Genomic DNA, 11,570 nt, shown 5'->3' with positions numbered 1-11,570 from the left:
GGGCGGCATGGTTAATATCTTTTTTACGCAGATTTGCGCGCAGCCATGGCCTCGGCAAAGCGTTCGAACAGGTAGAAGCTGTCCTGCGGGCCGGGGCTGGCTTCGGGGTGGTGCTGCACCGAATAGACCGGGCGGCCGGAGATTCGGATGCCGCAGTTGGAGCCGTCGAACAGCGAGACATGGGTCTCTTCGACGCCTTCCGGCAGGGTTTGCGCGTCCACCGCAAAGCCGTGGTTCATCGAGGTGATCTCAACCTTGCCGGTGGAATGCTCCTTGACCGGGTGGTTGGCGCCGTGGTGGCCGTGGTTCATCTTGACGGTCTGGGCGCCAAGCGCCAGCGCCAGCATCTGATGGCCCAGGCAGATGCCGAAGACGGGCAATTCGGTTTTCAAGACGTCCTGAATCATCGGCACCGCGTATTCACCGGTCGCTGCGGGGTCGCCAGGGCCGTTGGACAGGAACACCCCGTCGGGATTATGGGCCAGAACCTCTTCGGCAGTGGCGGTTGCGGGCAGCACAGTGACGTCGCAGCCAGCCGAGGCGAGGCAGCGCAGGATGTTGCGCTTGGCGCCATAGTCGATGGCCACAACCTTGTGCGCAGGCGCTTCCTGGCGGGCAAAGCCGTCCGGCCAGGCCCAGCGCATTTCGTCCCAGCGGTAGCTTTGGGCGCAGGACACATCCTTGGCCAGGTCGAGGCCGACCAGGCCAGACCAGTCGCGCGCTTTGGCAACCAGCGCCTCAACGTCGAAGTTGCCTTCGGGGTCATGTGCCAGGGCCACATGCGGCGCGCCCTGCTGGCGGATCGCGCGGGTCAGGCGGCGGGTGTCGACACCGCCGATGGCAATGCGGCCGGTGCGGGCCAGCCAGGATTTCAGCTCTTCCGTGGCGCGCCAGTTAGAGGCCAGGGTCGGGTCCCACTTCACCACCATGCCGGCCGCGACGGGGTCGCCGGTCTCGTCATCCTCGGGCGTCACGCCGGTGTTGCCGATATGCGGGAAGGTGAAGGTGACGATCTGGCCGGCATAGGAAGGATCGGTCATGATCTCCTGGTAGCCGGTCATCGCGGTGTTGAAGCAGAGCTCGGCCACGGTGTCGCCGGTGGCGCCGAAACCGGTGCCGTAAAAGACGGTGCCATCTGCGAGCGCCAGGCATGCGGTGGGCTTGGACGGGGCGGAAGCGGCCATTGCGCGAGTCTCCATGCGGTGAAATTCATGGGCTTGTAAGGGGAGCGCCCAAGCGGGTCAAGCCTGCAGCAGCGGGCAGGCTGACGCCGGGTCCGGAATAGGAAGTTTATAGTAAACTTGCACAGCGGGTGCAGAATGGATAACCATCGGTGTCCGGCAACCATGGGATGCTTATTACGATGGATACGCGCACACAGGTCAATCAGGCCTTGAAGCAAGCGATGAAAGACAAGGCGGCCGAGCGGCTGTGTACGCTGCGGCTGATCAACGCGGCGATCAAGGACCGGGAAATCGCCGCCCGCGCCGATGGCGAGGAGGGCGGCATTGACGAGGGGGAAATCCTTGCCATCTTGGGTAAGATGACCAAGCAGCGCAACGAAAGCGCCCGTGCCTATGAGGAGGGCGGGCGGCTGGACCTGGCGGAGCGGGAACTGGGCGAAATCTCCATCATCGAGGAGTTTCTGCCGCAGCAGCTGAGCGACGAGGAGGTCGGAGAGGCGATCACCACGGCGGTGGCGGAAACCGGCGCCGAATCGATTCGCGACATGGGCAAGGTGATGGGTGCGCTGAAGGCGAAATACACCGGCCAGATGGATTTCGGCAAAGCCGGGCCATTGGTCAAGGACCAGCTTTGCAGCAAAGGCGGCTGCTGATAGCAAGGCGCGCTGGCGCGCTGCCTCCGGCGGGAGTATTTTTGCAAAGATGAAATGGACAGGTCCGCATTGCGGGCCTTTTCTTTTTCCGGTCAATGCGCAAAGGCTGATTTGAGGTCGCCGTAAAGCGCGACCCGTTCGTCTTCGGACAGGAAGGCCCCGATCTCCACTTCGCGGCCGCCGCCCTGCAGGGTGACATAATGCGGCACCGGGCCGTCATGGTCATGCATCTCGACGCGGGTCCAGTAGCGGTTGCAGCGCCAGTTTTGACGGCCGCCATCGGGATTGATGCGCTCCAGATGGGCCTCTTCTTTCCCGATGGTCAGCACCTCAATGATCTGATGGTCGCGGCGGTTGCGGTCCAGCGCCCATTTCATTCCGAACAGCGCCAGCAGCAGGAAGGGCAGCAGCCCCCACAGCAGAAAAGACCCCAGAACGGGTATCAGCGGCACGCAGATCAGCGCCGCAGTCAGCCCCAGGAACCGCACATAGCCATGGGGCGGTAGCGATTGATGCGGCCAGAGGTGCAGCTCGCGCTCGGCGCCGTGCTGCGGACGGGTCCAGTTGTAGGGCATCTGTTCAACGCCTGTTGACTAAAATGGGTTCTATTAAATGATGTGCCGGAAATGTGGGATTTCCACTGCGGGTTTTTACCGCGGAGCGTGCGTATGAAAAAGGCCCCGGTGCATCTGCGCCGGGGCCTTTTATTGATGTCAGTATCGCAACCGCTTAGTGGGAATGCGAGCGGTCCCAGTCTTCCTGCTTGGGCAGGATTTCAAAGGTATGCTCAGGCGGCGGAGAGGGCAGGGTCCACTCCAGCGTGTCCGCGTATTCGTTCCAATAGTTGTTCTGGGTAATACGGGCGCCGCGCAGCAGCGAATAGATCACCACGCCGAAGAACAGCAGGAAGGATGCAAAGGACAGAAACGCGCCGTACGACGAGATCTTGTTCCAGTAAGCAAAGCCTTCCGGATAGTCGATGTACCGGCGCGGCATGCCCTGACGGCCCAGGAAGTGCTGCGGGAAGAAGGTCAGGTTGGCGCCGATGAAGAACATCCAGAAGTGGATCTGGGCGCCCAGCTCGTTGTACTGGCGGCCGGTCATCTTGCCGAAGTAGAAATAGATGCCCGAGAAGATCGCGAAGACAGCACCCAGCGACATCACATAGTGGAAGTGCGCAACCACATAGTAGGTGTCGTGATACGCGCGGTCCACGGAGGCCTGCGACAGCACCACGCCGGTCACACCGCCGACGGTGAACAGGAACAGGAAGCCGAAGGCGAACATCATCGGGGCTTTGAACTCGATCGAGCCGCCCCACATGGTGGCGATCCAGGAGAACACCTTCACGCCCGTTGGCACCGCGATCACCATGGTGGCCAGCATGAAGTAGGCCTGCTGGTTCAGCGACATGCCGACGGTGTACATGTGGTGCGCCCAGACGACAAAGCCCAGCACGCCGATCGCGATGATCGCCCAGACCATCGGCAGGTAACCGAAGACCGGCTTGCGTGCGAAGGTTGCGATCACGTGGGAGATGATGCCGAAGCCCGGCAGGATCACGATGTACACTTCCGGGTGGCCGAAGAACCACAGGATGTGCTGGTACAGGATCGGATCGCCGCCGCCGGCTGCATCAAAGAAGGTGAAGCCGAAGTTGCGGTCCATCAGCAGCATGGTGATGGCGCCTGCCAGAACCGGCAGGGACAGCAGGATCAGCCAGGAGGTGACGAAGATCGACCAGGAGAACAGCGGCACCTTGAACAGGGTCATGCCCGGGGCGCGCATGTTCAGGAAGGTGGTGATCATGTTGATCGCACCCAGGATCGAAGACGCGCCCGAGACGTGCACGGCAAAGATCGCCAGGTCCATCGAGTAGCCGCCCTCGTTCACGGACAGCGGCGGGTACAGAACCCAGCCGACGCCGGAGCCCAGCTGGTCATTGCCGCCCGGGGAGACAACCGAGAGGACCGCCAGCGAGGTGCCTGCGACATACATCCAGAAGCTGAGGTTGTTCATCCGCGGGAACGCCATGTCCGGCGCGCCGATCTGCAGCGGCATGAAGTAGTTGCCGAAACCGCCGAACAGCGCCGGAATCACCACGAAGAACATCATCAGGATGCCGTGGGCGGTGATCATCACGTTCCAGAGGTGGCCGTTCGGCGTACATTCCGCAGAGGCGTCTGCGAACATGCGTGCGCCTTCCAGGCACATGTACTGAACGCCGGGATCCATCAGCTCAAGCCGCATGTAGACGGTGAAAATAACGGAGATGAGACCTGCGATCGCCGAAACGATGAGGTAGAGAATGCCGATGTCTTTATGGTTCGTGCTCATGAACCAGCGGGTGAAAAAGCCCCGCTCGTCCTCGTGGCCGTGACCATGAATGGCTGCGTCTGCCATTTATGTGCCTCCTGCTGCATAACGAAAGGCCCCCGGAGACGGACTCCGGGCGGCCTGGATTCCTTGGAGTATTAGAATGGCGTGCCGGGGCCTTCAATGGCGGAGTTTGATCTGGATCAAGATTTATTGCCGCAGGGGCTTGAATGCCATGCAGGCAGCATCGCCCTGGGGTGCTTGACCTGGCCGCACGGCGCGCGCACAACCGCAGCAATGCCAAAATCAGGAGGCCAGACGCATGCCCGCTTATGATCCCGACAATATCTTCGCTAAACTCTTGCGCGGTGAGATTCCCTCTGCCCGTGTCTATGAGGATGACGATACACTGGCCTTCATGGATATCATGCCGCGCAGCGACGGGCATCTTCTGGTGATCCCGAAAACCCCGTGCCGCAACCTTTTGGACGCCAGCCCCGCGCAAATGGCAGCGGTGATGCAGACGGTGCAGAAACTGTCGCATGCGGTGATCAGGGCCTTTGGCGCGGACGGGGTGACCGTGCAGCAGTTCAACGAGGCCGCGGGCGGGCAGGAGGTCTTTCACCTGCACATGCATGTGCTGCCGCGCAAGGAGGGCGACCGGCTGCGCCCGCCGGGAACTATGGGGGATCAGGCGCTGATCCAGGCGCAGGCGGAACAGATCCGCGCAGCACTCGCCGGGCACTGATGCGGACCTGGCGGCAGGACCTTTGAGAAACTGAAATCACCGCTGGAATTACGGCGGTGATTTCAATGCGAATTTGTGCATCCGAAATAAATGTTGAATTTTAGTTGAATTTGATCATAGCTGTTTCGCAAATTAGTTGTAGGTCAAAGAGGGCGCCCGCGCCCAAGCGTATGGGGACCCAAGAATTGGGTGGTCCGGCACGGTATGCCAGCCCGGATTAGGGCGGCATCAGCCGGGAATTTTCAGTTGCCAGGCTGACAGCCTGATACAAGCGGGTGAACGCCCGTGCCCGAACGTATGCTTGCAGGGCGCCGTCTAATTGACGCGGAAAGCAGTATTGGAGGGAGCGGAGTGACGCTCTTGTGCCGTGCGCAGGCCTTGTCGCAGGATCAGGTTGTTGCCGCAATTTATGAAACGATGATCCGGCCGGAGCAATTCGACCGGTTTTCTGCTAGTCCGACGGCCGGGCGGGACGCCGGAGAGGATCTTGGCCGCTGGGGCGCATTTGCGAGGCCCAGGGCTGTGCCGACGCTCAAGGCGCATTTCTCACGGGCAGCACAGATTCAGGAACAGCAGTGGGAGCGGGCAGGGCGGCCGCATCCCGGTGAATATTCAGGCGATTGCAGCCGGTTCTGGCTGTTGGCCGGTGTCGGATCCGAGGGGCGTCTGCTGAATGCGTCGCGGCGCGCTGCCCGGCAGCTTGTCAGCGGCGGAGATCTTCCCGCGGCCATGGGGCTGACGCGGGCCGCAACAGACCGGTGGAGCATCTTTCTGGAACAGGTGCGCGAGGGGGAGTTTGCCTGGCAGGATGTTCTGTTTCTCGGCACCGGCCGCCCGGGCGAGCGGTTTTTATGCCGCCCTGTCCGGCTGGAAGGGCCAGACGGACCTGTCGCAGCCGTCATGGCGGAGCGGCTGGATTGTGAATGGAGCGCAGAGGCAGCAGGCCCCGTTGCTGCTGCCTTCGGGCTGCAGAAATCCGATCTTGACCCGCTGAAGACGGTGATGAGTGGCGCCGGCGGCCGGGTGGCAGCGGAGCTAGAGCAGATTGCGGCCAGCGCCGGGGCGCCGGGAATGGCAGAGCTGATCCGGCTCGCCGCATTCCTGATCAACGAGTATGTGCGGGATTTGAAAATTGCCCGGGGCGAGCTGCTGCCGCCAGCTGAGGAAATTGAAGACAGAAATGGGCGGCGCAGCCAGTTTTTCCGGTTTGGCGCGGATACCGGACAGCCGGTGATATTTGTGCACGGGATTCTGGACGGGATAGTGCCGCTGCAGCGCCTGCAGCCGCAGCTTAGGACACTGGGATTCCGGGTCTACGCGCCGATGCGCGCGGGCTACGGCGGCTCGGCGCCGCTGCCGCTCGGGCAGGACCCGGTGGATGCCTTTGTGCAGCAATTGGATGCGCTGATCACCCGCGAAAACCTGCAAAGACCGGTATTGCTCAGCCACCGGGGCGGCGCATTGTACGGCTGCGCGGCAGCCAACCGGCTGCACAGCCGGATCTCCGGGCTGGTGGCCGTAGCCTCGAACTGTTCAATCACCTCGCCGCGGCAGTTCTCCGGCCTCAGCGGTTATGCCTGGCTGGTTGCCTTTTCCGCTGCCCGTGCCCGCTGGATGCTGCCCGTGCTGATGAAGGCCTGGTCAGGGGCCTTGCACTGGTACGGGCACAAGGCGCTGCTGAAAGTCCAGACTGCGCGCAACAGCCGGGAGAGGGCCATGCTGGATCAGCTGGACCTGTTGCCGCTGCTTAAGCAAAGCCAGCTGCTGTTCCGGCAGCAAGGCGGTGCCGGCTTTCTGGCAGATGTGCAGATGATTCGGCAGGGGACGCAGAAAATGGCGCTGACACTGCATACGCGGGCAGTTTTTGTGCATGGCGGCGAGGACCAAGTTGCGCCGCTGTCCGGTATCCGCGTTACTTTCGGCGGTCAGAAAAACGCTCAGCTCTGCGTCAGCCAGGAGGCGGGCGCACTGCTGTTTTACACCTTTCCGGAATTGGTGCTGACGGCGCTGCAGGACTGCGTTTCAGCAGCACAGGGCAAGGGTTAGCCGCCAAACACATGTTCAAAGCTGCGCCTGAGGGCGACGTCCACATCCGCCATCGTAACCGGCAATCCCAGATCAACTAGGCTGGTCACCCCGTATTCGGTGATGCCGCAGGGCACGATGCCGGTGAAATGCTCCAGCTCCGGCTCCACGTTGATCGAGATGCCGTGGAAGCTGACCCATTTGCGCAGGCGGATGCCGATGGCGGCGATCTTGTCCTCGGCCATGCCGCCCGCAACGGTTTGCGGCTTGTCCGGGCGCTCGACCCAGACGCCGACCCGGCCGTCGCGGATATGTCCTTTGATGTTGAACTCATCCAGTGCTGCGATCACCCAGCTTTCCAGCTGCTGCACGAAACGGCGCACGTCGTGGCCGCGCTGGCCCACGTTCAGCATCACATAGACCACCCGCTGGCCCGGCCCGTGATAGGTGTATTGGCCGCCGCGTTTGCTGTCATAGACCGGGAAACGGTCCGGGTCGGTCAGATCTTCGCGCTTGGCTGAGGTGCCGGCGGTGTAAAGCGGCGGATGTTCGACCAGCCAAATGCATTCTTCCGCGGCGCCCGTTGCGATCGCCGCCGCGCGCTCTTCCATGAAGGCAACCGCTTGATCATACTCAACAAGGCCGTTCGATGCGATCCATTCAACCATGGCTCTTGCTATTCCCTTCCGTAATCCTTTGGGCGCCCGCCGGTAAAGGGGGCGTAAAATCCCTAGGTGCCAGCCCCGACTGTGGAGTATCCTGATTCCATTGTTAGTATCCATAGGGGGCGAGTATCATGCTTTCCAAGCCGCTTAAGCCGGCATTGACGGCCGCTTTTCTGGCGACGTCATTCACCAGCCCTGCGACCGCGAGCGAATTGGGCGCCGCAATTGTCGGAGGGGTGATCGGCGGGGTTATCGTTAATGAAGTTCACAGGAATAAACAACGCCAGCGCCGTGCCACCACCTACCGCCGCGCACCGGCAAGTTCCGCAACCAGGGCGCAGAACCGTGAAACCCAGGTTGCCTTGAACTATTTCGGTTTTCATGCTGGCACGCCGGATGGGGTGCTGGGGCGGCGGTCCCGCGCGGCCGTTTCCCAGTATCAGGTTCACATGGGCTATCCGGCCACCGGCTATCTGGCCCCGTATGAGCGTAACTTCCTGGTCAGTTCCTACAGCCGGGCGCAAATCGGCGGCCCGCAGGTGATCAAGGCCATGCAAGGCCCCAACGGAGTGCGGGGTTTGCTGCACAGCTGGCGGGATGAGGCCGCGGGCGTTAGGACCGCAGGAAGCGGCTACAGCGGCGGCGGCTACGGCGGGTTGCCGTCCGAAGTCAGCCAGGCGGTGGAAGAAATCGCCGCCAGCTCCGAGCCGACCGGAGAACAGCTGCTTCAGCGCACCGGCTTCATGCAGCTGGCAGATCTGAACGGCGATGGCCGGAACGATTATGTGCTCGACACTTCGGTCTCCGGCAGCTCCTTCTGGTGCGGCGCCTCGAACTGTTCGGTGATGGTGTTTGCCTCCACCCCGCAGGGGTATCAGCGCAATGACTTTCTGGCGCGCGGCGTGACACCCGCCAGTTTTGCCTGTCACCAGGGCACCTGCCGAATGGCGGACACGGGCGAAACCGCTCCAGTCCAAGCGGCGCAGCAGAACCGCAGCACAGTGACAGCCTTTGCCGGGCAGGAAAGCGCCTCGCTGGGCGGCATCACCCTGTTTGACCAGCCGGCGCAAAGCGCCTCGCTCACCAGCTATTGCAGCAAGGTCAGCCTTCTGACCAGCTCCAACGGCGGCTTCATGACGGCGGCAAGCATGACTGATCCGGAACTGGCGCTGGGCGAACAATTCTGTCTGGCCCGTACCTATGCCATCAATGCGGGCGAGACCCGGGCCGGCAAGGTTCAGGGGGTTTCGCAAGCACAGATCGACAGCCAGTGCGATGCATTCGGCCCGGCAGTGCAGCCTTTCCTGGCCAAGCTGGGAACTGCGGGCAGCGGCGAAGTGATGGGCGATGTGCAGAAGTTCGTGCTGCAATCCGGCATGTCGCTGGAGCAGTTGGCCAATACCGCCGGAATTTGCCTGTTTTCCGGTTACCGCCGCGATGACATGGATGTGGCGCTGGGTGCTGCGCTGATCCTGACCGGCATAGGCCAGCGTCCCTATGCCGAACTGATCGGCCACCATCTGGCACTGGGCTTTGGCGCGCCGGTCACGGCAGTGCGGGCGCAGGACTGGTACGGCATGGCCGTGATCTCGCTGGAAGGCGGCGCTGCACCTGTCTTTGCCCCTGGACAGCCTGAGCGGGCAGAGCTGATCAAGACTGCGTCGGCCAAGCTGGCAGGCGGCCGGGTGCAGCCGGTGCAGGCTTCCGGCGGCACGGCCCTGCCGTCGTTCTCCTCTGACTGACTGCTGTTTGCTGCAGCTGTTGAATGCAAGTGGCCGGCAGAACTGCCGGCCATTTTTTGCGTTGAATTTCTATGCTGCCGGCCTCTTGGGGCGTTCTGGCAGCTGTGGTCGGGTTTTTCCATTAAATGCTGGAATTCCGGCTTTGACACCGCGCGGTCTTGAATGCAAATTGTGCAATTAAAAAGTGCATTGTCTTAGGGGTTGATTATGCGGTTCAAGCTGCTTTCCACATTCATTATCTGTTCTTCACTGGCGTTGACGCCGGCTGCCCGTGTTTCTGCGGATGCGGGCGACTTTGCTGCCGGTGCCATCCTTGGCGGCATCATCGGCGGCGCCCTGTCCAAGAACCAGCGGCGCTCAGGCGGCAAGGCGCCCCGGCGTTCCCGGCTGCCGTCCACTCAGGAAGGCCGACAGATTCAGGAATCGCTGAACTACTTTGGCTTCCCGGCGGGCGCGGTCGACGGGCAGCTGGGGCGTAAAACGCGCGAGGCCGTTTCCACCTATCAGGCATACCTGGGCTACCCAGTCAGCGGGCAGCTGAATGATTTCGAAAAGGATCTGCTGATCAGCTCCTTCCAGCGGGCGCAAACCAGCGGTTATCTTGCCAGTCAGCAGGCGATGGCACATCCCGATGGGCCGCGGGGGCTGCTGAAGATCTACTTGGCCGAGCGGATGGCGCCGCAGCCTCAGCCGCCGCAGCCTTATGGCCTGCCCCAGGCCACGATGGCCGGGAACAGCACCGGCACCTACGGCGTGCCGCAGCAGTACGGGCAGAGTGCGCAGCAGCAATACGGCCAGCAGCAGATGGGGGTTGCAGCCATTACGCAGACTTATGGCATCCCGCAGCCTTGGGTTCAGGGGCAGCAAGGGCAGTTCGTGCCGCAATCTCAGGTGCAGGGCCAATTTGTGCCCCAAGGCCAGTTGCCGCAACAGGGGCAGTTCGTGCAGCAGGGACAGGTAATGGCCGCCGCGCAGGCCCAGGCGCTGATCCAGAACGGCACGGCCGTCCAGGGCAGCGGCGCTGCGGCAACCCCGGTCCTGCAGCAGAGGAACGATCTGGCAGCCCCTCTGATCAGCCGCCGCGCATTGGTGATCGGTGTCGACGGTTATCAGAACCTTGCAGCGCTGCAAAAGGCGCGCAACGATGCGCTGGCGGTCAGCAATACGCTTGCGGCGCTCGGCTTTGACGTGACCACGCTGTATGACGCGGGGCGCCGCGACATCAACAGCGCGGTTTCGACCTTTGCCAACCAGATCAAGCCGGGGGATGAAGTCCTGTTCTACTTTGCCGGCCACGGGGTTGAAGTCGACGGGCGCAATTATTTGCTGCCTTCGGATGTGCCGATGGTGAATTTCGGTGATGAAAGCTTCCTGACCGGGGAAAGCATTGCCGCTGACCGGGTGCTTGGGACTTTCCAGCGCAAGGGCGCGCGTTCAACCATCATGATCCTGGACGCCTGCCGAAACAATCCCTTCCCGAAGGACGGCCAGCGTTCGGTCGGCGGCACCCGCGGCCTGGTGCGGATGGAACCGCCGGAGGGCGCCTTCATCCTCTACTCGGCCGGGGCGGGGCAAACCGCGCTGGACCGGCTGTCGGACAATGACACCAATCCGAACTCGGTGTTCACCCGCGCGCTGCTGTCGCGTCTGAACCAGCCGGGCATGACGCTGCACCAGCTGGCCAAACAGGTGCGCCGGGATGTCCAGGATCTGGCTGCCACTGTGAACCACGATCAATTCCCGGCCTACTACGACCAGATGTCGGGCGAGATGGTGCTGCGCCGCCAGTTGGCAGCCCAGGGCAACTGAGACTGCTCCCAAGGCGTGTTGAGAAACCGGAGGCAGCCGGAATACCCGGCTGTTTTCCGGCGCTTATGCGGCGTGGCCTGCCACGGCGCACATTCTGCCCCAAAAAGATGATTTTCAGCTTCACATCGCATCCGGGCTGGTCTATACGCCTCGACACCAAGCCTAAGACAGTGCGGTCGTGGCGGAATTGGTAGACGCGCAGCGTTGAGGTCGCTGTTCCTTAACCGGAGTGGAAGTTCGAGTCTTCTCGACCGCACCAACTTTCCAGAAAAAATTGACAGATGGCGTGCGTGCGCATGCGCTGGCCGTACAGGCATGATTCTGGCTGTTGCGGGAATATCAGCTGCCGGACCCTTTGGCGGGTGCCAACGGCGTTTCCCGGTTCCGGCAGGTCTGCGGGCCGGCTATAACCGGCCGCGTTCCTTGTG

At 62.3% G+C, this 11,570-nt stretch carries 9 protein-coding genes and 1 tRNA gene; 6 read left to right on the top strand and 4 right to left on the bottom strand.

From position 1 onward, the window contains the following. Positions 1-23 precede the first annotated feature (23 nt). Positions 24-1,184 carry a glutamine-hydrolyzing carbamoyl-phosphate synthase small subunit gene (gene carA, locus AQUI_RS0124050; protein ID WP_027259806.1) on the bottom strand — a complete coding sequence of 387 codons (1,161 nt, stop codon included), beginning with the start codon at positions 1,182-1,184 and terminating at the stop codon, positions 24-26. A 179-nt stretch (positions 1,185-1,363) separates the two neighbouring features. Between carA and AQUI_RS0124045 the strand changes: the two genes are divergently transcribed. Further along, complete coding sequence (locus tag AQUI_RS0124045; protein WP_027259805.1) at positions 1,364-1,837, top strand: GatB/YqeY domain-containing protein; 474 nt, start codon at positions 1,364-1,366, stop codon at positions 1,835-1,837. 92 nt (positions 1,838-1,929) lie between these two features. Here the strand turns inward: AQUI_RS0124045 and AQUI_RS0124040 are convergent, their stop codons facing one another. Both AQUI_RS0124040 and AQUI_RS0124035 read right to left on the bottom strand, forming a co-directional pair. Further along, the gene (locus tag AQUI_RS0124040) at positions 1,930-2,412 is read right to left on the bottom strand and encodes a DUF2244 domain-containing protein (protein WP_027259804.1); all 483 of its coding nucleotides are present in this window, start codon (positions 2,410-2,412) and stop codon (positions 1,930-1,932) included. A gap of 154 nt (positions 2,413-2,566) precedes the next feature. Beyond that, complete coding sequence (locus AQUI_RS0124035) at positions 2,567-4,240, bottom strand: cytochrome c oxidase subunit I (protein ID WP_027259803.1); 1,674 nt, start codon at positions 4,238-4,240, stop codon at positions 2,567-2,569. A 235-nt stretch (positions 4,241-4,475) separates the two neighbouring features. Between AQUI_RS0124035 and AQUI_RS0124030 the strand changes: the two genes are divergently transcribed. Next, entirely contained in the window at positions 4,476-4,901 is a 426-nt protein-coding gene (locus AQUI_RS0124030) for an HIT family protein (protein WP_027259802.1), read from the top strand. Between the two features lie 351 nt (positions 4,902-5,252). After that, complete coding sequence (locus AQUI_RS0124025; RefSeq protein WP_027259801.1) at positions 5,253-6,947, top strand: alpha/beta hydrolase; 1,695 nt, start codon at positions 5,253-5,255, stop codon at positions 6,945-6,947. Here the strand turns inward: AQUI_RS0124025 and lipB are convergent. After that, positions 6,944-7,594, bottom strand: coding sequence for a lipoyl(octanoyl) transferase LipB (lipB, locus tag AQUI_RS0124020; protein ID WP_027259800.1), 651 nt, complete (start codon positions 7,592-7,594; stop codon positions 6,944-6,946). The two genes, AQUI_RS0124025 and lipB, sit on opposite strands and share 4 nt — an antisense overlap. 128 nt (positions 7,595-7,722) lie before the next feature. Here lipB and AQUI_RS0124015 point away from each other — a divergent pair, with 128 nt between their 5' ends. From AQUI_RS0124015 to AQUI_RS0124005, 3 genes are all read left to right on the top strand, one after another. Then, the gene (locus AQUI_RS0124015; RefSeq protein ID WP_027259799.1) at positions 7,723-9,333 is read left to right on the top strand and encodes a peptidoglycan-binding domain-containing protein; all 1,611 of its coding nucleotides are present in this window, start codon (positions 7,723-7,725) and stop codon (positions 9,331-9,333) included. A gap of 207 nt (positions 9,334-9,540) precedes the next feature. Continuing rightward, entirely contained in the window at positions 9,541-11,142 is a 1,602-nt protein-coding gene (locus tag AQUI_RS0124010; RefSeq protein WP_035920185.1) for a caspase family protein, read from the top strand. A 172-nt stretch (positions 11,143-11,314) separates the two neighbouring features. Then, positions 11,315-11,401, top strand: a tRNA-Leu gene (locus tag AQUI_RS0124005). Positions 11,402-11,570: the final 169 nt, after the last annotated feature.

Origin of the sequence: Leisingera aquimarina DSM 24565, assembly GCF_000473165.1 — a bacterium.
Taxonomy (GTDB): domain Bacteria; phylum Pseudomonadota; class Alphaproteobacteria; order Rhodobacterales; family Rhodobacteraceae; genus Leisingera; species Leisingera aquimarina.
Note: the sequence above shows the minus strand (reverse complement) of the source record. Positions and strands in the feature narration are given on the sequence as shown.

What these genes read in the sequence shown, in the direction of transcription:
- carA (WP_027259806.1), bottom strand. Translation starts at nt 1,184, where the DNA reads ATGGCCGCTTCCGCCCCGTCCAAGCCCACCGCATGCCTGGCGCTCGCA.
- AQUI_RS0124045 (WP_027259805.1), top strand. Translation starts at nt 1,364, where the DNA reads ATGGATACGCGCACACAGGTCAATCAGGCCTTGAAGCAAGCGATGAAA.
- AQUI_RS0124040 (WP_027259804.1), bottom strand. Translation starts at nt 2,412, where the DNA reads ATGCCCTACAACTGGACCCGTCCGCAGCACGGCGCCGAGCGCGAGCTG.
- AQUI_RS0124035 (WP_027259803.1), bottom strand. Translation starts at nt 4,240, where the DNA reads ATGGCAGACGCAGCCATTCATGGTCACGGCCACGAGGACGAGCGGGGC.
- AQUI_RS0124030 (WP_027259802.1), top strand. Translation starts at nt 4,476, where the DNA reads ATGCCCGCTTATGATCCCGACAATATCTTCGCTAAACTCTTGCGCGGT.
- lipB (WP_027259800.1), bottom strand. Translation starts at nt 7,594, where the DNA reads ATGGTTGAATGGATCGCATCGAACGGCCTTGTTGAGTATGATCAAGCG.
- AQUI_RS0124015 (WP_027259799.1), top strand. Translation starts at nt 7,723, where the DNA reads ATGCTTTCCAAGCCGCTTAAGCCGGCATTGACGGCCGCTTTTCTGGCG.
- AQUI_RS0124010 (WP_035920185.1), top strand. Translation starts at nt 9,541, where the DNA reads ATGCGGTTCAAGCTGCTTTCCACATTCATTATCTGTTCTTCACTGGCG.